The following is a 20,541-nucleotide window of genomic DNA, read 5'->3' on the forward strand; positions in this document are numbered from 1 at the left end:
ACGAGCTGCTCTATTTCGAAGGCGGCGCGGGCCGCGCTGCCACGTCGCAACGCCGCCGCGCCCGACAATGCATCAAGCCGCCCAGGCGAAGATCTTGCCCGGGTTCATCAGATTGCGCGGATCGAGTGCGTGCTTGATGGAGCGCATCGTGTCGACGGCGACGTCGCCGTGTTCTTCGAGCAGGAAGCCCATCTTGTGCAGGCCGACGCCATGCTCGCCGGTGCAGGTGCCGTCCATGCGCAGCGCGCGTTGCACGATGCGATGATTCAGGCGCTCGGCTTCTTCAAGCTCTTCGGGCTTGTTCGGGTCGATCAGGATCGCGACGTGGAAGTTGCCGTCGCCAACATGGCCGACGATCGGGCAGGGCAGCGGCGATGCTTGCAGATCCTGCTCCGTTTCCACCACGCACTCGGCAAGGCGCGAAATCGGCACGCAGACGTCGGTCGTGACCGCGCGGCAGCCGGGCTTCAGTTGCAGCATCGCGAAGTAGGCGTTGTGACGCGCGTTCCACAGGCGGCTGCGGTCTTCCGGCCGGGTCGCCCATTCGAAGCCTTCGCCGGCATTCTGCGCGGCGATCTCCTGGACCAGTTCGGCCTGCTCTTTCACGCCCGCTTCGGTGCCGTGGAATTCGAAGAACAGCGTGGGCGCTTCACGCAGCGTCAGATTCGAGTGGCGGTTGATCGAGCGGATCGCGAGCGAGTCGACAAACTCCACGCGCGCAATCGGCACGCCGATCTGGATCGTTTCGATGACCGCGCGCACCGCGTCGCCCATCGACGGAAACGCGCACACGGCGGCGGAGACCGCTTCCGGTTGCGGATACAGACGCACGGTGATTTCGGTGATCACGCCGAGCGTGCCTTCCGAGCCGACGAACAGCCGCGTAAGGTCGTAACCCGCCGACGATTTGCGCGCCCGCGTACCGGTCTTGATCACGCGGCCGTCGGCCAGCACGACGCTCAGGCCGAGCACGTTCTCGCGCATGGTGCCGTAGCGCACGGCGTTGGTGCCCGATGCGCGCGTGGCCGACATGCCGCCGATGCTCGCGTCCGCGCCGGGGTCGATCGGGAAGAACAGGCCCGTGTCGCGCAGCACTTCGTTCAACTGCTTGCGCGAGATGCCGGGCTCGACGGTGACGGTGAGGTCTTCGGCGTTGATCGACAGCACGCGGTTCATTTCCGACAGGTCGATCGACACGCCGCCTTGCACCGCGAGCAGATGGCCTTCGAGCGACGAGCCGTTGCCGTACGGAATGATCGGCACGTTGTACTGGCCGCACAGTTTGACGGCAGCTTGTACCTCTTCGGTGTTGCGCGCGAACACGACCGCGTCGGGCAGTTGGGGATCGAACGGCGATTCGTCGCGGCCATGGTGGGCGCGCACCGCTTCGGCAACCGACACGCGCTCGCCAAAGACGCCTTTGAGCGCGTCGAGCAACTCAGCGGGAAACGGCCGGCGCAGCGGGGCCGGCGGCACGGGATGGTTCACGCATGTCTCCTGATATTTGGGGCATAGCTGGTTTGCAGCAGGTGTTCCATTTTACGCCGGTCGCCGGTGGGCCGGCGTCGGGCCGGCCGTCGCTCCTATAATGGCGGCGACTTCACGATGCGCGCAATATGGATAAACGCGGTGGCCGAAGGGGCGCTTGGGCTGCGGCTCGCTGTTTCACGCCAGGTTGGCTGGACGCATCGTCACTGAAAGCTTGGGAGATATCATGGGCAACCGCTTGAGCAAGATCGCAACCCGTACCGGCGACGACGGCACCACGGGTCTCGGCGACGGCCGCCGCGTGCGCAAGGACTGCGCGCGCATTGCCGCGATTGGCGACGTCGACGAACTCAATTCGAATCTGGGCGTGCTGTTGTGCGAAGCGCTGCCCGACACGGTGCGCGCGGCGCTGGTAGCGATCCAGCATGATTTGTTCGATCTTGGCGGCGAACTGTGCATTCCCGGCCACACGATGATTACCGACCGGCATCTCGCTCAACTCGACGACTGGCTCGCCGATTACAACGCCGCATTGCCGCCGCTGAAGGAGTTCATTTTGCCGGGAGGCTCACGCGCAGCGGCGCTCGCGCACGTGTGCCGCACAGTCTGCCGGCGTGCCGAACGGGCGATTGTTGCGTTGGGAGAACACGAGCCGGTCAACGCGGCGCCGCGTCAATATGTGAACCGGCTATCCGACCTGCTGTTCGTGCTCGCGCGCGTGCTCAATCGCGCTGATGGCGGCAGCGACGTGCTGTGGCAACACGAGCGCAGCGCAGGCTAGAACGCGCAGTGTTTATTCACGTTAGTCAACGCCCCGCGTTAACCGACGGCCAGCGTGACCGGTTTGCCGATCCGGCTCATCATTTCGACCAGCGTGTCGATAGTGAACTTGGTGGTTTTCTTGTTGACCACGTCGGATACGCGCGGGCGCGACACCATGAGAATTTCGGCGGCTTCGGCCTGCTTCAGGTGATGTTGCTCGATCCAGCTGGACAACTCTGTCATCAGTTGCTCTTTGAGCAGCCGCGTGTCGTTGATCTGCTTTTGTGAGGCGGCGTAGAGACGCTTTGCTTCGTCGGCGGAAAAGCCGAGTTCAAGGAACAGATTTGCACCGGGCTTTGTTACGTGCCGGACTTTGGTGTCGACGGTCATTTGTTAAGTTTTCCTATCATTAACGATGGCGCGGTAGCGCGTTGCGGCGATCGTTCTGTCGTGCGGCGTCAGCTTTTGAGTTTTCTTCTGGAAGCAGTGCAGCACATACAGCGCTTCGACGTACTTGGTCACATACATCACGCGAAAAATGACGTCAGGGTCTCTGATGCGGATTTCGCGCGTTCCCGCGCCGATCGAGTCAAATGGCTTCCAGTCGTCAGGGTCGAGTCCTGCCTGGATCTTGCCGAGCTGAAACCCTGCGCGACGACGCGGTTCTTCGGGAAAGGCGAGTAAATCTTGATAACTGGAACCCAGCCAGCGAATTTCTTTTTCGTACTCCATAAGCGCCCTTCATGTACAAAATATTATACGTAACGTTCGCACCCGTCAAGTCATTCGCGACGGGGTGATGAGTCGTTACGGTACAGAGAGGCTCAATGAAGCACCATTCGTCCGTTTGGCTAAAAAAAACCCGGCTCGACTGCCGGGTTTTTCTACTGACCACTAAGAACGCACTGTGAACAGCCGGGCAGGGTATTAATTGCCGCTGCCGCGCGCGACCCGGCGTTGCTTGACCGCGTCGGCGAGACCTTCGAGCACGGCGACGCTGTCGTCCCAGCCGATGCACGCGTCGGTAATGCTCTGGCCATACGTCAGCGCGCAGCCTTCCTGCAGATCCTGGCGCCCCGCCACCAGATGCGATTCCACCATCACGCCGACAATCCGTTCGTCACCCGAAGCAATCTGGCGGCCGATGTCCGCGCACACCGGAATCTGGTTCTCGTGTTTCTTCGAACTGTTCGCGTGGCTCGCGTCGATCATCAGACGCGCCGCGAGACCCGCCTTGCCGATGTCCGCGCAAGCGGCGTTGACGCTGTCCGCGTCGTAGTTCGGCGTCTTGCCGCCACGCAGGATGATGTGGCAGTCCTCATTGCCCGCAGTCGACACGATCGCCGAGTGGCCGCCCTTGGTGACCGACAGGAAATGGTGCGGCTGCGAGGCGGCCTTGATCGCGTCGACGGCGATCTTGACGTTGCCGTCCGTGCCGTTCTTGAAGCCGACCGGGCACGACAGTCCCGAAGCGAGTTCGCGGTGCACCTGCGACTCGGTGGTGCGTGCGCCGATGGCACCCCACGAGATCAGATCGGCGATGTATTGCGGGCTGATCATGTCGAGGTATTCGGTGCCGGCCGGCAGGCCCAGCTCGTTGATGCGCAACAGCAATTCGCGCGCGGTGCGCAGGCCGTCGTTGATCTTGAAGCTGTTGTCCATGTGCGGGTCGTTGATGAGACCCTTCCAACCCACCGTCGTGCGCGGCTTTTCGAAGTACACGCGCATCACGATTTCGAGCTCGCCGGCGAAGCGCTTGCGCTGCTCGATCAGACGTCCGGCGTATTCCATCGCCGCCTTCGGATCGTGGATCGAGCAAGGCCCGATGATGACGATCAAACGATCTTCCATGCCGTGCAGAATGCGATGCATCGCGTTGCGCGAGTTGTAGATCACGTCGGACACCGTTTCGTCGCAGGCGAATTCGCGGATCAGGTGGGCGGGCGGCGTGAGTTCTTTCAATTCGCGAATGCGTACATCGTCGGTATTGTGCGGGGGCATGCTGTTCTCCTGAATCGGTTCGTAGCGTGTTCGCGCGGGCAACGAAGGCTGTGATGAGGCAGCGATGCCAGAGCGGACAACAATCAAAAAATGTTCAACGACAAAGTTTCAAATGCGGTTTCAAAGGCATGAGGCGAAAAAAAACCGCCAGGCTAGCTGGCGGTTTTTCGGGAATTCTCGGTGTCCTGCGTGCACTAACACCCCTCTCGATCCGCCAGCGGTCTGAGATACCAAAAAAAGTAAAAGTAAAACTTGGCGGACATGGCGAAATGAGGTCGCTGGTCAAAAAGGGTGAGTGACTTTATAACCCGCTCAGGCTCGGCTGACAAGCTTGGCAGAGCAAAAATGCGGAAAACCCGCATACTTCGCACATTCCGTGCACGAAGTATGCGTTTCATCGAGATCAGGCCGTGCCGCCCACCGTCATCCGATCGATGCGCAGCGTCGGCTGGCCGACGCCCACCGGCACGCTCTGACCTTCCTTGCCGCACACGCCGACGCCCGAATCGAGCTTCATGTCGTTGCCGATCATGCTGACGTACTTGAGCGATTCCGGACCGCTGCCGATCAGCGTCGCGCCCTTGACCGGGTAGGTGATCTTGCCGTTCTCGATCATGTACGCCTCGGACGCCGAGAACACGAACTTGCCGTTGGTGATGTCCACCTGGCCGCCGCCGAAGTTCACCGCGTACAAGCCGTTCTTCACCGACTCGAGGATTTCCTGCGGGTCCCGGTCGCCGTTGAGCATGTATGTGTTGGTCATGCGCGGCATCGGCAGCGCCGCGTACGACTCGCGGCGCGCGTTGCCGGTAACCGGCATCTTCATCAGCCGCGCGTTCAGCGTGTCCTGGATGTAGCCCTTCAGGATGCCGTCCTCGATCAGCGTCGTGCACTGGGTCGGGTTGCCTTCGTCGTCGATGTTGAGCGAGCCGCGGCGGTTCGGCAGCGTGCCGTCGTCGACCACCGTGACGCCCTTCGCGGCGACCTGCTCGCCGATCCGGCCCGCGAACGCCGACGAACCCTTGCGGTTGAAGTCGCCCTCCAGGCCGTGGCCGATCGCCTCGTGCAGCAGCACGCCGGGCCAGCCCGGTCCGAGCACGACGGTCATCGCGCCGGCCGGCGCCGGACGGGCGTCGAGGTTCACCAGCGCCGCGTGCACCGCGTCGTCGACATAGCGCGACAGCACTTCGTCGGTGAAATAGCCGTAGTCGAAGCGTCCGCCGCCGCCGCCGCTGCCGATTTCGCGGCGGCCGTTCTGCTCGGCGATCACCGTGACCGACACGCGTACGAGCGGCCGGATGTCGGCCGCGAAGCCGCCGTCACTGCGCGCCACGAGCACCACGTCGTATTCGCCGGCGAGGCCGGCCATCACCTGCTGGATACGCGGGTCGCGGCCGCGCGCCATCTGTTCGATGCGCTCGAGCAGCTTGACCTTGGCGGTGGCGTCGAGCGAATGGAGCGGATCGGACGGCAGGTACAGATCGCGCCCGGCAATGCCGGTTAGCGACGACGCCACCTTGATCTTCTGCTTGCCGCCGCCCGCTTTGGCGATGGCGCGCGTGGCAATGGCCGCCTGGCGGATCGCTTCGGGCGACAGGTCGTCCGAGTACGCGAAAGCGGTGCGGTCGCCCGACACGGCGCGCACGCCGACGCCCTGGTCGATGCTGAAGCTGCCCGACTTCACGATGCCTTCTTCGAGACTCCACGCTTCGCTGCGGGTGGCCTGGAAGTACAGGTCCGCGTAGTCGATGCGGTGCGTGAAGATTTCGGCGAGCGTGCGGGTGAGCAGGGATTCGTCGAGACCGTAGGGCGTCAGGAGGATGTCCTTGGCGGTGGCGAGATTACGGATACCGGGTTCGATGATGTTCATGCGAAGTATGTTCTGCTCGATACGAAGGATTCGGTTAGCGCCCGAGTCACTCTACTTGAGTGCGGGGCGCCGCAGTTTCAATGCCGGCTTCAACTGAGCACACGATGACGCCAGGCGGGCAGGCTTTGCCGCACTTCGTCGATGCGTGCACGCTCGAGATTGCCGGCGACCACGCCGGCGCCTTCGTCGCGCACCGCGACGATTTCGCCCCATGGGTCGATCAGCATGCTGTGGCCCCACGTACGGCGGCCGTTTTCGTGTTTGCCGCCTTGCGCCGCGGCCAGCACGTAACACTGGTTTTCGACAGCCCGCGCGCGCAACAGCATTTCCCAATGCGCGCGGCCGGTGGTGTAGGTGAAGGCGGACGGCACCACGATCAGCGCGCAGTCGCCCATGCGCCGGTACAGCTCCGGAAAGCGCAGATCGTAGCAGACCGACAGGCCGACACGGCCGAACGGCGCCTCGAAGCTGCGGACCTCGCCGCCGGGGCAGATGGTGCGCGCCTCGTCGAACGATTCTTCGCCCTTCTCGAAGTTGAACAGGTGGATCTTGTCGTAGCGCGCGGCTTCGTTGCCTTGCGGGTCGAATACCAGCGTGGTGTTCAGCACGCGCGACGCTTCCGGCGCGGTGATCGGCAGCGTGCCGCCGATCACCCAGATCTGGTGACGGCGCGCGGCGTCGGCGAGAAAACGCTGGATCGGCCCGTCCCGATAGGGTTCGCGCACAGCCAGCTTGTCCGTGTCCTTGAAGCCCATGAAGCAGAAATATTCGGGCAGCAGCACGAGTTGCGCGCCGTCGGCGGCGGCTTCGGCGATCAGACGCTGCGCGTCGGCCAGATTGCGTTCGCGATCCGGCGTGCTCACCATCTGCAGCGCGGCGACCCGGAACGTGCTTGCTGAGGGACCGCTGGACGCCGCGGCGGACGGAGAGGAGAAGACGTGTGTTTCGCTCATGAGCGTTTCGGAAAACTCCCGGCAAGGCGGCGACGCGAACCACTGGCGCCGCTGACGTCGTTCAGGGTTGGCTGGGGCCGCCGTTGCGGCGCTGGGCTGTTCCGGACGGGTAAAGGTGCAAAGGGCAAAGGGCCGGATAAAACTCAGTGCGCTTCCACGGTCGAAGCCGGAACGTCCATCTTACCGCGATCGCCCGTCACCCGCTCGACGTGCGGTTTCGACCACGACCCGGTGATCGCATAGTCGCGCGCGAACATGTGCGAAACCGACTGGCTGAAAGCCAGATCGGCCAGGAACGCACCCAGGCCGAGCAGTGGATTGATGACCGCCGTGGCGATCACCGCGGCGCCGGCGCTGATGGTCGGCATGACGTGCAGGTGCACGTCCTGGGTTTTTTGTGCGAGATCGACCGAGCCCGCCATGTCGACGCGTGCCGGCGCGGTCACCATCCTGAAGTTATCCGTGCGGCCGATGCCGTTGTGGATCTGCACGGAGCCGGTGACGCTCGAGAACGGCAGCCCTTCGCCGATCACATCGCGGAAATCCAGCGTGGCGATGCGCGCGAGACTTTGCAGGCTGAGCACGCCCAGCAGCGTGGCGACACCCGGGTCGATCTTGAGAATTTGCCCATGGTGCAGGTCCATGGTCAGGTTGCCGTTGAGCGTCGGGTAGTCGATCGTCGCGGGGCCGCCGCGCCACACCACCTTGCCCGCCAGCGAGCCGCTGCCGCCCTTGATCGTACGCGGCTGGCCCAGCTGTTCGAGCAGCGCGCCGGCGTCCTTGACGTCGAGCTTGAAATCGAACACGGTGCGGCGCGGCGTGATTTCGCCGGCGCCGCCGCCCAGTTCCGACGAGGTGCGCCAGTTCGCGGTGGCGGTCAGCGTGGCGGCGGGGTTCGTGATGTCGAGTTTGTCGAGTTGCCAGACCGGCACGCCGTCTTGCTCGAAGTTGTGCGCGTCGACTTCGAGGCGGCCGATGTTGCGGTCCCGCACGATCAGCTCGTTGACCACCAGATCGATCGACGGCATGTTCTGCGCGGGCGCCGACATCGCCGGGCCTAGCAGGTCCTTGTCCGCCACCGACGGAATCACGACGCGGGCAAAGCGCGCCTGCAGCGTGCCCGGCGAGTCGCGGGTGGCACCCGGCAGCCACGAGACGTGGCCGGACACCTGGTTCGACGCGACGTTCGCCTGCCATTTGCCGTCCGCGTGCGACGCGCCGACGATCACGTCATCCCAATGGCGCTTGAGCAGCGTCAGCGTGTCGATGTGCAGCGCGAAGCGGTTCGGCAGGAATTGTGTGACGGCGGGATTCGGCGCGGCCGGCGGTGTGGCCGTTGCCGGTGCTGTGGCCGCGCCCTGGTTGCGCATCTGGGTGACGACCGCGCGCCATGCGTCGGCGTCGAACTCGGGCACGTCGACGGCGGCGACCACGCCTTCGGACGGCAGGTCGGCGGGCCTGTTCACGCCGATCGCGCCGCGCACGACCGTCGGCGGCGCTTTCGGCTGGTAGCGCAGCAGATACGCGGCGGCAATCGGCCCAAAGGTGAGATCGGCGCGTTCGAGGCTCGCTTCGCCCGGCGCCGCGGACGGGCTGACGGCGAAGCGCAGCGGCATCGGCGTGCCGACCTGCTTGTTGAACGGCGCGGGGAAGTCGAGCGCGAGGCCGGTCAGATCGGAGTTCGCGGTTATTTCCGGCAAGCGTCCCTTCGCGCCGCGCACGTTCAACGCGTACGGCGCGCTGCCGCTCATGCGCGTGAGCACCTGCGCGGCCGGGCCATGCAGATCGAGGCCGCGCGCGGCCTCGACGGCGATATGGCCGCCGAGCGCCAGCGCATACGTGCCGTCCTGACGCAGCCCGCCGTTCGCATGGATGTCGCCGCCAAGGAACTGCCCGGAGAGCCGGTCGACCTGGGCGGTGCGCTCGGTGAAACGCACTCTGCCGTTCAGTTGCGACAGCGGCGGCACGTGCGGGACGCTCAAGCGGTTATTCAGGAAGCCCACCGCGGCCTCCACGCCGATATGCGGTTTCGGCGTGCGCGGCACCGTCAGCTTGAGCGCGAGCGAGGCGGGCCCCTCGGCACGGATCTTCTCGGTCTGATGCCGGGCCATGATGCCGAGCGAACTGTCGTTCACGTAGTCGAGCATGTCGGCGAGCGGCCCGCGCCCGTTGCCCTGGATCACGAGGTTCGAGCCCCGGTTGCCGAGGTCGTCGATCTTGCCGTTGACGCCCGTCAGCGCGACGCGCTTGTAACGCCCGCGGTCGATATCGAAGCGCAGCACGTTCTGCTTGAGCTCGAACACGCCGTCGATGCCGTCGAGCGGCGGCCACACGTTCGGCGTGCCGTTCCTCATATTGCGCGGCGGATAGGGCGAAGGGTCGAACTTGCCGCCTTTGAACGGCGCGACGATATGGAAGAGACCGGCGTCGGGATCGCGCGAGTAGGGGAATTTGGTAAGGTCGCCATGCACTTCGATCGTCGCGCCGTGCGACATGCCGGCCTGCAGCCCGTGGCCCAGATAGATGCGCAGCTTTTCGCTGATGCTGGTCGGCAGATAACGGGCGATGCGCGTTACCTGCGCACGCTGGAAATCGGCTCTGAGATCCAGCGAGCCGCGGCCGTGTCCGGGGTTGCTGTAGTCGACGCTGGCGGTGGCCGCGACATCCGCGTTCGAGACGCCGAAATCGGCCAGCTTCACGGTGAAGGGCCGATGGTTTTCGCCTGGCACCTTCGGCTTCACGGTCCAGTCGGCGCGGCCACGCAGGTGGTCGAGCTTCAGACGCGGATCGTCGAATACGCCCGGCAACGTGATCGCCACATTGGAGGTGTCGAGGAGCGCGGTGCCGTGGTTCTCGTCGGCGTCGACGCGGCCCCACAGGTTTTCGATGCCCGGTATGCCCGCGCGCGGGTGATTGCGCAGCGTGAGCCCCGGCGGCGGTTCCTGGGCGGCCACGCTGATGCCTTGCAGGTCGCCGTTGAAGCGATAGTGCTCGATCGGCTCCGCGCCGCTCGAGCGACGGTCGCTGCCCGCCTCGCCGGACTCCGGTTTGCCGCGCTCGACTTCGATCACATAGTTGGCGACGAGGCCACGCGGGTTGAAGCGCACGAGACTGTTCAGCAGACGCCGCGGCAGCGGCAGCGCCCGGCTGAATTCCGCGAGAATGCCGAGGTCGACGCGATCGCCGTTGACGCTGAAGAGCTGCCCATTCTGCTGCGACGTGGTCCGGTAGCGGGCGTTCAGCGTGGAGAACGTCAGCGTGCGTGTGAGCGGCGTGCCGTCCTCGAGCGGCGGCTGGCCCAGCTCGGCGCGCAGGTCGGTCAGCTGCAGCCGGTAGTCGCCCTGGCCGGCGTCGAGGCGCCATGAGAAATGGGTGATCGGCAGCAGCAGTTTCGGCTGTGTGGGACGCACTCGCAGCGCGACGTCCGTGCCGGCCAGTTGCCCGTTCGCCGTCTTCATCTGGCCGTCGGTAAAGTCGATCCAGATTGCATTGTCGATGCGGCCGGCAAACGTCTCGATCGGGAAGTTGACGTAGCGCGCGAGCATCGGCAGGTCGACCGGACCCGTCGACACGTACACCTGACCGGTCCAGTTGATCGGCTTGCCGATCGCGGAGAGCGGCGCGTGCCGGAAGTGCGTGCGGAAATCGATCGGGCCGTGCAGCACCTGACCGTCGGCGGGCGCTTGCATCGCGAGCCGGTGGTTGTAGCCGTCGTTGAGAACGGCGATCCGGATGTCGCGCAGCGCGAGTTCCGGCGCGTCGTGCATCGCGTCACGCCAGCGCAGCACGCCGCCGCGCACCACGATCGCCTGCTGGCGCAATAGCCAGGTGGATAAGGTGTCGTTGCCGCTGTGGCGGGTCGGCACCGGCACGCCCGCCACGGACAGCACGCCGTCGTCGCTGCGTGAGACCAGCACGTCGGGCTGCTCGACGATCAGGCTGGAGAGCGTCGGATGAAATTGCCAGAGCGAGCGCCACGAAACCGTGGCGGTGGCGCGCGGGATCGTCAGCGCGGCTTTGCCTTCGTGATCGCGGATGATCAGATTGGTGACGTCGACGCCCGGTTGAAAGCCGCTCCAATGCGGCGCCAGCCTGCCGATGGTGAACTGCGTATGCAGCTTGTCGGAGATGGCGGCTTCGATCTGCGGGCGGAACGAGTCGACGCGGGGCAGCACCACGTAGCGCAAGCCGAGAAACAAACCCGTCGCAATGAAATAGAGGACGAGCGCGAGCGTCAGGACGACGCGCAAAATCCGACGCAGCACGATGTGGTCGTTTCCGCTCACAGGCCGGACCTGCCCGGTTTCGTGCGGGTCGGCGGATTCGTTTCGCTCGGACATGCTGCGGCGGGTGGGCGTATGGTAGTTTTGCGAATTAACGACGAAATGTAACACACGCGATAGCGTCGGCGGACTTCCTGCAAACCCTGTCTGCATGCCGCCTCACGGCTTGCGCCGGGGCGCCGGATCGTGGTGTTACAGCGAACTGAACAACGCCATTCAAGCAACGAGCGAGCCAGACCCTTGATGACTGACGCCACTCTACTGAGTTCCCACTATTCACACTACGCCGCACGCGCCGCGGCGGCCCGTCCGCAACTCGTCGCGCAGGTAGCGGCGCTTGCGTCCGCGCCGCTGACCCGCGAGCGCCTCGACGCGCGCCTCGACGCGCTGTGCGCGCAAGCCGCCGGCGCGGCCGGCGCGCCATTGAGCGAGGATGCACTCAAACGGGCGTTGCGCCAACTGCGTACCGAGGTGTTTTGCGCGGTGATGGAGCGTGATCTGGCGGGCGAGGCGGACGTCGCCGAAGTCACCGGCGCGATGACCGATCTGGCGGAGGCGACCATCCAGCGCGCGCTCGCGGTTCTGTCCGCGGAATTCGAAGCGCTGTACGGCGAGCCGCGCGGTCCGCACGGCGAACGCCTCGTGCTGGGCGTGGTAGGCATGGGCAAGCTGGGCGGGCGCGAGCTGAACGTGTCGTCGGACATCGATCTGATCTTCGTTTATGAGGATGATGGCGAGACCGCGGGCGGCCAGCGTTCGCCGATCGCGACGCAGGACTTCTTCACGCGGCTCGGCAAGCGCCTGATCGGCGCGCTCGCCGAAGTGACCGCCGACGGCTACGTGTTCCGGGTCGACATGCGCCTGCGGCCGAACGGCGACTCGGGGCCGCTCGTGTGCAGCCTTGGGATGCTGGAAGAGTATTTCTACGTGCAGGGCCGCGAGTGGGAGCGCTATGCGTGGATCAAGGGCCGCCTCGTGTCCGAAGGTGCGAGCGACGCCGCGCAACGGCTGCAGAAGCAACTCGACGCGATCGTCACGCCGTTCGTCTACCGCCGCTATCTCGACTTCGGCGTGATCAGCGCGATCCGCGCGCTGCATCTGCAGATTCGCCAGGAGGCGCAGCGCCGTGCATCGATGCGGCCCGACAAGGCCGACGACATCAAGCTCGGACGCGGCGGCATCCGCGAGATCGAATTCAGCGCGCAGGTGTTCCAGCTGATTCGCGGTGGGCAGGACGCGGGCTTTCGCGTGCGGCCGACGCTCTCCGTGCTACGGCACGCGGCCACGCACGGGCTGCTGGATTCGTCGGTGTGCGTGAAGCTCTCGCAGGCCTACCGTTTCCTGCGCGAGCTGGAGCATCGGCTGCAATACCGCAACGATGCCCAAACCCACGCGATGCCGGTCGATCCCGAAGAGCGCGCGGCGCTCGCTCAGGCGATGGGTTGCGACGACTACGCCGCGCTGATGGAAAAGCTCGACGCGCATCGCGAATTCGTCGAACAGCAGTTCGACCAGATTTTCGCCGATAAGGTGAGCGGCCGCGACGGCTGTGGCGCGCCCGAAGACGGCGCCGCCGCGTGGGTCTGGAGCAGCGCGCTCGCCGACGACAGCGCCGGCGACGCGCTGCGCGCGCGCCTGATCGAACTCGGCGTGGCCAAGCCGGACGACCTGCTCGCGCGCTTGCGCGCAGTGTGGCAATCGTCGCGCTACGCGGGGCTCGCGGAGCGCAGCCGGCAACGTTTCGACATCGTCGCGCAGCGCGCGCTGGAAGCCGCGCGCACGCTCGAGCCGCCCGAGCGGCGCGGCGACACGGTCGCGCGCTTCTTCGATCTGCTCGAAGCGGTGAGCCGGCGCGGCGCCTACCTCGCGCTGCTGACCGAGTATCCGCAGGCGCTGCATCAGGTGCTGTCGGTGCTGGGCGGCTCGCGCTGGGCGGCCGGCTATCTGATTCGCCATCCGCAACTGCTCGACGAACTGCTGGACGCCGAAGCGATCAACAGTCCGTTCGACTGGCCGGAGTTCAAGCGCACGCTGCGCTTGCGGCTGGCCGCTGCCGACGGCGTCGAGCAGCAGATGGATCTGCTGCGGCATGCGCATCAGGCCGAGGTGTTCCGCATTCTGCTGATCGATCTCGCCGGCAAGCTGAGCGTCGAACATGTGAGCGACCGGCTGTCCGAACTCGCCGACGCCGTGCTCGACGTCACGCTCGAAGCCGTCTGGAACCAGCTGTCGAAACGCCACCGCGAGGCGCCCCGTTTCGCGGTGATCGCCTACGGCAAGCTTGGGGGCAAGGAACTGGGCTACGCGTCCGACCTCGACGTGATCTTCCTGTACGACGATCCCGATGACGCCGCGGCCGACGTCTACGCGACCTACACCCGCCGCCTGATCACCTGGCTGACCACCGCGACCGGCGCCGGCACGTTGTTCGACGTCGACCTGCGCCTGCGGCCGAACGGCGAGTCGGGACTGCTCGTCACCGACCTCGACGCATTCCGCCGCTATCAGTTGCGCGAAGGCGACGCGGCCAACACCGCGTGGGTCTGGGAGCACCAGGCATTGAGCCGCGCGCGTTACTGCGCGGGCGACGCCGAGATCGGCGCGAAGTTCGAGGCGATCCGCGAGCAGGTGTTGACCACGCCGCGCGAAGCGGCGCCGCTCGCCAAGGAGATCGTCGAGATGCGCGAGCGCGTCGAGGCCGGGCACCCGAACCACACGCCCGCGCTGTTCGACCTGAAGCACGACCGCGGCGGCATGGTCGATATCGAATTCACCGTGCAGTACTGGGTGCTGTTGCACGCGGCCAGCGATCCCGAGCTGATCCGCAATACCGGCAACATCGCGTTGCTGCGAGAAGTGTCGCGCTTTGGTCTGATGAGCGAGGCGGAAGCGGAGACGGTGGGCGCCGCCTATCGCACCTACCGCAAGTTGCAGCACACGCTGCGTCTGGACGGCATGGAGAAGGCGCGGGTCGATCCGGCGCTGGTCAGCACCGAGCGTGAAGCGGTGCTGGCGCTGTGGAAGCGGGTGTTCGGGTGACGGGGTGTTGCTTGAGTTGAGCGTGAAGAAGGCAGGTGTCAAGCCTGCCTTCTCCGTTTTCCCATGGTGGATCGACCTATTCCCGATGGCCCGGACGATCGGTTCGCCGGCCACTTCACGCTAGGCGGCCAGCATTTCCTTCGCGTGCTTGCGAGTCGTCGCGGTGATTTCCAAACCGCCCAGCATCCGTGCAACTTCCTCGACGCGGCTCGCCTTGTCGAGCGAAATCACGCTGCTCACGGTGCCGCCCTTGCCGTTGCCGGCTTTCGCCACCTGGAAATGGTGGTCGCCGCGCGCGGCGACTTGCGGCAAGTGAGTCACGCACAACACCTGGCGCGCTTGTCCGAGCTGATGCAACAGCCGTCCGACTACTTCGGCCACGCCCCCGCCAATGCCCGTATCGACTTCGTCGAAGATTAGCGTGGGGGTTGGGCTGGCGGCGCTGGCGATCACCGCGAGCGCGAGACTGATACGCGCCAGTTCGCCGCCCGAGGCGACCTTGGCGAGCGGCCGCAGCGGGACACCGGCATGACCGGCGACGCGGAATTCGACCTGTTCGAGCCCATGCGCGCCGCCTTCGGGCAGCGGCACCAGCGCGACTTCGAAGCTGCCGCCTTTCATCGACAACTCCTGCATCCCGGTGGTGACCGCCGCGCCCAGCGCGATGCCGGCCTTGGCGCGTGCCTTCGAGAGTCTTTTCGCGTCGGTCAGGAATGCTTCTTTGGCCTTGGCTTCGGCTGCGTGCAGACTGTCGAGATCGGCGGCGGCATCGAGCGCGGCCAGTTGCGCGCGCCGCGCCTCGTGTTCGTCAGGCAGGGTTTCGGGTTGCAGACGGAATTTGCGCGCGGCCGAATGTAACGCGTCGAGGCGCTTTTCGACCTGCGCGAGCCGGTCCGGATCGAGTTCGAGCTTTTGCGCGTAATGACTCAGCGAATACACCGCTTCCTGCAACTGGATTTCGGCCGGTTCGAGCGCGGCCAGAACGTCGTTCAGCGCCGGGTCGATCTCCGCGAGGTCGCGCACCTTCGACACGATCGACGCGAGGTGCGTGATCATCGCTTCGTCCGACTCGGACAGCGCGCCGAGCGCGCCTTGCACGCCATCGATCAGATTGGCCGAGTGCGACAGCCGCCGGTGCTCGCTATTGACCTCTTCCCATTCGCCCGGCTGCGGCGCGAGCTTGTCGAGTTCGGTGAGCTGCCACGCGAGCCGCTCGCGTTCGAGCTGCAACTCGCGGTCGCGCGTCTGCGCGTGCTCGACTGCCTGCACTTTCTCGCGCCACGCGCGCCACGCCCGCGTGACGTTGGCCGCGACGTCCGAAAGGCCGGCGTGGGTATCGAACAGTTCGCGTTGCGCGTCCGGGCGCATCAGCAACTGGTGCGCGTGCTGGCCGTGAATATCCACCAGCATTTCGCCGACCTCGCGCAACTGCGCGAGCGTCGCCGCCGTGCCGTTGATGAAAGCGCGCGAGCGGCCGTTGGCGTCCACCACGCGCCGCAGCATGACCGTGCCGACGTGCTCGTCGTTCTCGGCGGTGGCGCCGAGCGCCTGCTCGTCGAGCCATTGTTCGACCTGCGCATGGGTCTCGAATTCGGCGGTGATGTCGGCGCGGCTCTCGCCGGTGCGCACGACGCTCGCATCGGCGCGAGCGCCGAGCGCAAGCGCCAGCGCGTCGATCAGGATCGACTTGCCGGCGCCCGTTTCGCCCGAGAAAACACTGAAGCCGCTGTCGAATTCGAGGTCGAGCGCGGCGACGATGACGAAGTCGCGTATCGAGAGGTGGCGAAGCATGGAGGTCGTCTGATGAGCTTGAGATTCAGGGTTCGGCAGCGGCGGCCTTTGTCGTTAGCGTTCCAGCGTTGCCGCGCCGCTCAGGTCTTGGGATCTTCTTCGTGCGACGGGTATTCGTGCCAATGAAGCTTTTTGCGCAGCGTGGCGTAGTAGCTGTAGCCGACCGGGTGCAGCATCGGCACCGTATGACGCGAGCGGCGCACTTCGATCGTGTCGCTCAACTCCAGCGAGGTGAACGACTGCATGTCGAAATTGACGTTCACTTCGCGCCCGGAGACGATCTGGATGCTCACCTTCGAGTCGTCCGGCAGCACGATCGGGCGGTTCGACAAAGCATGCGGCGCAATCGGCACCAGCACGATGCCTTGCAGTTGCGGATGCAAAATCGGCCCTTGCGACGACAGCGCGTAAGCGGTCGAGCCGGTCGGCGTGGCGACGATCAGGCCGTCCGAGCGCTGGTTGTACATGAAGCGCCCGTCCACCGAGACGTGCAGTTCCGCCATCCCCGAAAAGCCGCTGCGGTTGACCACTACGTCGTTGAAGGCCAGCGCGTGATAGATCGGATTGCCGCCGCGCATGATGCGCGCTTCGAGCAGCACGCGTTCTTCGCGCTCGAAATTGCCAGACAGCATTTGCGGCACGATCTCGCTCATGTGCGAGATCGGAATGTCGGTGATGAAGCCGAGCCGACCGTGGTTGATGCCGATTAGCGGCGTGCGGTACGGCGCGAGTTGGCGGCCCAGGCCGAGCATCGTACCGTCGCCGCCCAGCACCACCGCGACGTCGGCGCGCGCGCCGATCTCGGCGGGACGCAGCGCCGGATAGTCGGTGATGCCGATTTCGGCGGCGGTGTCGGCTTCGAACACGACCTCGAAGCCGCGTTTCGCGATGCACGAAGCGAGCGCGGTCAACGGCTCGCTGATGCCTGGCGTGTTGCTGCGCCCAACGAGCGCGACGGTCTTGAACTGGCTGGTCACTTGCATGCCGGCATTACACCATAGGTAGGGCGCGAAAAGAACCGCTGACAGACCCGGTAGCGGGCCGGCGCACGCGGGCCGCAAGCGCATGCGGCGATTATCGTTAGAATGGTGAAGCCTTGATGACCTATGCGCCGATTAAAGTGTGGCGGCGATCTGTCGGTCGACGCTCGCTGGCCGTGGCTTGCGGGATGCCCAGGAAGATGAGCGGTGAGGCGCCGGGCCGAATGCCGGGCGCCTCGCCAGCACCCGACCACGGAGCAGGCGTCCCGGCAAGCAGTCGCGTTTTCGTCAGGGCCAGGTATTGTTAGCGCTCGCGGTAGTTCCGTCATTGAGCTAAAATTTTCCGTCATGCTAGATCCTCGCGCACAAACCCTCCTCAAAACGCTGATTGAGCGCTACATCGCCGAAGGTCAGCCGGTCGGCTCGCGCACGCTGTCACGTTATTCGGGCCTCGAGTTGAGTCCGGCAACCATCCGCAACGTGATGTCCGATCTCGAGGACCTGGGGCTCGTGATCAGTCCGCATACCTCCGCAGGCCGCATTCCCACGCCGCGCGGCTACCGGCTGTTCGTGGACACGATGCTGACGGTGGAATCCGCCGCGGACGAAGAAGCCGTGATGCGTACCGTCAAAACCACGCTGCAGGCAGGCGAGCCGCAGAAAGTTGTCGCCGCGGCGGCCAGCGTGCTGTCCAACCTGTCGCAGTTCGCCGGCGTAGTGCTCACGCCACGGCGCAGCCACGTGTTCAAGCAGATCGAGTTCATGCGTTTGTCCGACAAGCGCATCCTGCTGATCATCGTGACGCCCGAAGGCGACGTGCAGAACCGCATCATGGCGACCCAGCGCGATTTCTCGCCGTCGCAACTGGTCGAGGCCTCCAATTACATCAATGCGCATTTCGCGGGCCTGTCGTTCGACGAGGTGCGCCGCCGTCTGCGCGAGGAAATCGACGAGTTGCGCGGCGACATGACCACGCTGATGCATGCCGCCGTCACGGCCAGCACCGACGAGTCCGACACCGGCGAGACCGTGCTGATATCCGGCGAGCGCAACCTGCTCGAAGTCGCCGACCTGTCGTCGGACATGGCGCGCCTGCGCAAGCTGTTCGATGTGTTCGACCAAAAGACCAGTCTCCTTCAATTGCTCGACGTGTCGAGTCACGCGGCGGGCGTGCAGATTTTCATCGGCGGCGAGTCGAATCTCGTGCCGATCGAGGAGATGAGCGTCGTCACCGCGCCGTACGAGGTGAATGGCAAGATTGTCGGCACGCTCGGCGTGATCGGGCCCACCCGCATGGCCTACAGCCGCGTGATTCCGATTGTCGACATCACCGCGCGTCTGCTTTCGCTGACCTTGAGCCAGCAGTAACGGTGCGTCGTCCCCGCTGCGGCAGGCCTTGCTGGGCATGATGCGCGAGCGCGCGCAGCTTGCCAATCGGCCGAACGGCCAGGGGTGAGTGGCGGACCCGGCCATGGACCGCGCCGCTATAATGAATTTCCACTGAATCGACTCGCCGCGTGAAGCGGTGACTCCTGCTGCCTATGCGCTTCGACCTCGAGCGGCCTTCACAGAACGCTGCGTCACATCGCGTCGCCGTGCTGCTGATCAATCTCGGCACGCCCGACGCGCCGACGCCGCGTGCGGTCCGCCGCTATCTCGCGCAGTTCCTGTCCGATCCGCGAGTGGTCGAGATTCCGGCGCTGCTCTGGCAGATCATTCTGCGTACCTTGATCCTGCCGTTTCGCGGCCGCAGCTCCGCGAAAAAGTACGCCGCGGTCTGGATGCCCGAAGGCTCGCCGCTGCGCGTCCATACGGAAAAGCAGGTGGAGGGCTTGCGCCACCTGCTGCAATTGAACGACTACACGGTGCTGGTCGATTACGCCATGCGCTACGGCACGCCGGGCATTCCGGCCATGCTGAACCAGCTGAAGCTGGCGGGCGCCGAGCGTGTGCTGCTGATGCCCATGTACCCGCAATACTCATCGTCTACCACGGCTACCGCGTTCGACGCCGCCTTTTCGGCGCTCGAGCGCATGCGCAACCAGCCGGAAGTCCGTACGGTGCGCCAGTACGCGGATCATCCGGCGTACATTGCGGCGCTCGCCGCGCAGGTGCGTCACTATTGGCATCATCACGGCCGGCCGGATTTCGCGGCGGGCGACAAACTGGTGCTCAGTTTTCACGGCGTGCCCAAGCGCACGTTGGACCTCGGCGACCCGTACCACGAGCAATGCCAGCAGACCGGTGCGTTGTTGATGCAGGCGCTGGAACTGACCCCGGTGGAATGCCGGATCACCTTCCAGTCACGTTTCGGCAAGGCCGAATGGCTGCAGCCGTACACCGCGCCCACGCTGAAGGAGCTCGGCGCGGCGGGGGTGCGGCGCGCAGACGTGTTCTGTCCCGGCTTTACCGCCGACTGCCTTGAAACAATTGAAGAAATCGGCATGGAAGTGCGCGACGAATTCCTGCATGCAGGCGGCAAGGAGTTTCACCGGATTGCCTGCGTGAACGCGTCGCAGCCGTGGATTGCCGCGCTCGGCGAAATCGTCGCGCAGAATCTCCAGGGCTGGCCGGTGCAGGCGGCGGCTGTGCCGCACACCACAGGAGCTTGAACAGGCTCATGAACTACCGGATTTCAACCGAAACGGGCGCGAAACTGCGCATCGACAAATGGTTGTGGGCGGCGCGCTTCTTCAAGACGCGTTCACTTGCGGCCGACGCGGTCGACAAAGGGCATGTGCGGATCGGCGGAGCCAGCGTCAAGCCAGCCAAGGACGTGCGGGTCGGCGACCTGGTCGAGATCGAGATCGAGCGGATCGTGTGGCAGGTGCAAGTGCTGGGCGTGTGCGACGTACGCGGCCCCGCGAGCGTTGCACAAACGCTCTATGCGGAGACCGAGGAGAGCAAGCTGAAGCGGCAGGTGGAGCAGGAGCGGCGCAGGACGTATCGCGAGCCGGCCGCAGAGTTGCAGGGGCGGCCGACCAAGCGCGACCGGCGCATCATCGACAGATTTTCGGGTGGGAACTGAATAGCTGTTCCATGGTCGCGTGCACGCCACCGTACTCGGTGGTGTGATCGTTGACCGCTCCGGACATGCAGATGGTGGTGGTGCCCGCAACCAGTACCAGTGCGACCACTCCTATTGCAAAGGTCAGTTTCACGGTACTCCCTTCAGGAAGATTCGGGACGAAACGGGCGAATCAGGTGGAAATGGTTAAATCGGTAAGGGATACGTCAGATTAGGGTTAACGTGTCTTTTCCGATGCTTTATTGGAGCATAGGCCACTTGTTCGCCGCACTCAATCTCAATCTGATTGGGTGGCAAAAATGGTTGTAACGGCGCATTTCGACTGCCCGCGGACGGTGCGAAAAGA

Annotated in this window: 14 protein-coding genes; 5 read left to right on the forward strand and 9 right to left on the reverse strand. The window is 65.1% G+C overall.

All coding sequences use genetic code 11. From position 1 onward, the window contains the following. Nucleotides 1-72: 72 nt before the first annotated feature. On the reverse strand, nt 73-1,488 hold the full coding sequence (locus tag FVF58_RS27170) for an FAD-linked oxidase C-terminal domain-containing protein (protein WP_149672913.1): 1,416 nt from the start codon (nt 1,486-1,488) through the stop codon (nt 73-75). Between the two features lie 226 nt (nt 1,489-1,714). Between FVF58_RS27170 and FVF58_RS27175 the strand changes: the two genes are divergently transcribed. After that, entirely contained in the window at nt 1,715-2,269 is a 555-nt protein-coding gene (locus FVF58_RS27175) for a cob(I)yrinic acid a,c-diamide adenosyltransferase (protein ID WP_149672914.1), read from the forward strand. 38 nt (nt 2,270-2,307) lie between these two features. Here FVF58_RS27175 and FVF58_RS27180 read toward each other — a convergent pair whose 3' ends face one another. The 6 genes from FVF58_RS27180 to FVF58_RS27210 all read right to left on the reverse strand — a co-directional run bounded on the left by FVF58_RS27180 (nt 2,308) and on the right by FVF58_RS27210 (nt 11,414). After that, nucleotides 2,308-2,640: a helix-turn-helix domain-containing protein gene (locus tag FVF58_RS27180; RefSeq protein WP_149672915.1), complete on the reverse strand. Its 333-nt coding sequence runs from the start codon at nt 2,638-2,640 to the stop codon at nt 2,308-2,310. Nucleotides 2,641-2,643: 3 nt separating this feature from the next. Further along, entirely contained in the window at nt 2,644-2,982 is a 339-nt protein-coding gene (locus FVF58_RS27185) for a type II toxin-antitoxin system RelE/ParE family toxin (RefSeq protein WP_149672916.1), read from the reverse strand. Nucleotides 2,983-3,177: 195 nt separating this feature from the next. Continuing rightward, nucleotides 3,178-4,251: a 3-deoxy-7-phosphoheptulonate synthase AroG gene (gene aroG, locus FVF58_RS27190; RefSeq protein WP_149672917.1), complete on the reverse strand. Its 1,074-nt coding sequence runs from the start codon at nt 4,249-4,251 to the stop codon at nt 3,178-3,180. A 403-nt stretch (nt 4,252-4,654) separates the two neighbouring features. Continuing rightward, nucleotides 4,655-6,121: a metalloprotease TldD gene (tldD, locus tag FVF58_RS27200; protein ID WP_149672918.1), complete on the reverse strand. Its 1,467-nt coding sequence runs from the start codon at nt 6,119-6,121 to the stop codon at nt 4,655-4,657. 89 nt (nt 6,122-6,210) lie between these two features. Next, on the reverse strand, nt 6,211-7,074 hold the full coding sequence (locus FVF58_RS27205) for a carbon-nitrogen hydrolase family protein (RefSeq protein ID WP_149672919.1): 864 nt from the start codon (nt 7,072-7,074) through the stop codon (nt 6,211-6,213). Nucleotides 7,075-7,217: 143 nt separating this feature from the next. After that, complete coding sequence (locus tag FVF58_RS27210) at nt 7,218-11,414, reverse strand: YhdP family protein (RefSeq protein ID WP_246217213.1); 4,197 nt, start codon at nt 11,412-11,414, stop codon at nt 7,218-7,220. Nucleotides 11,415-11,546: 132 nt separating this feature from the next. On the opposite strand from FVF58_RS27210, the gene glnE reads away from it, so the two are divergent. Then, on the forward strand, nt 11,547-14,396 hold the full coding sequence (gene glnE / locus FVF58_RS27215; RefSeq protein ID WP_149672921.1) for a bifunctional [glutamate--ammonia ligase]-adenylyl-L-tyrosine phosphorylase/[glutamate--ammonia-ligase] adenylyltransferase: 2,850 nt from the start codon (nt 11,547-11,549) through the stop codon (nt 14,394-14,396). 120 nt (nt 14,397-14,516) lie between these two features. Here glnE and recN read toward each other — a convergent pair whose 3' ends face one another. Both recN and FVF58_RS27225 read right to left on the reverse strand, forming a co-directional pair. Then, a complete protein-coding gene (recN, locus tag FVF58_RS27220) occupies nt 14,517-16,187 on the reverse strand; it encodes a DNA repair protein RecN (protein WP_149672922.1) in 1,671 nt (556 codons plus the stop codon). An 80-nt stretch (nt 16,188-16,267) separates the two neighbouring features. Then, entirely contained in the window at nt 16,268-17,254 is a 987-nt protein-coding gene (locus FVF58_RS27225; protein ID WP_342802413.1) for an NAD kinase, read from the reverse strand. Nucleotides 17,255-17,515: 261 nt separating this feature from the next. Between FVF58_RS27225 and hrcA the strand changes: the two genes are divergently transcribed. The 3 genes from hrcA to FVF58_RS27240 all read left to right on the forward strand — a co-directional run bounded on the left by hrcA (nt 17,516) and on the right by FVF58_RS27240 (nt 20,195). Continuing rightward, nucleotides 17,516-18,535 carry a heat-inducible transcriptional repressor HrcA gene (gene hrcA / locus FVF58_RS27230; RefSeq protein WP_149672924.1) on the forward strand — a complete coding sequence of 340 codons (1,020 nt, stop codon included), beginning with the start codon at nt 17,516-17,518 and terminating at the stop codon, nt 18,533-18,535. A gap of 173 nt (nt 18,536-18,708) precedes the next feature. Beyond that, nucleotides 18,709-19,779, forward strand: coding sequence for a ferrochelatase (hemH, locus tag FVF58_RS27235; protein WP_149672925.1), 1,071 nt, complete (start codon nt 18,709-18,711; stop codon nt 19,777-19,779). A gap of 8 nt (nt 19,780-19,787) precedes the next feature. Beyond that, the gene (locus FVF58_RS27240) at nt 19,788-20,195 is read left to right on the forward strand and encodes an RNA-binding S4 domain-containing protein (RefSeq protein WP_149672926.1); all 408 of its coding nucleotides are present in this window, start codon (nt 19,788-19,790) and stop codon (nt 20,193-20,195) included. Nucleotides 20,196-20,541: the final 346 nt, after the last annotated feature.

This window comes from Paraburkholderia panacisoli (assembly GCF_008369935.1).
In the GTDB taxonomy this organism is placed as follows: domain Bacteria; phylum Pseudomonadota; class Gammaproteobacteria; order Burkholderiales; family Burkholderiaceae; genus Paraburkholderia; species Paraburkholderia panacisoli.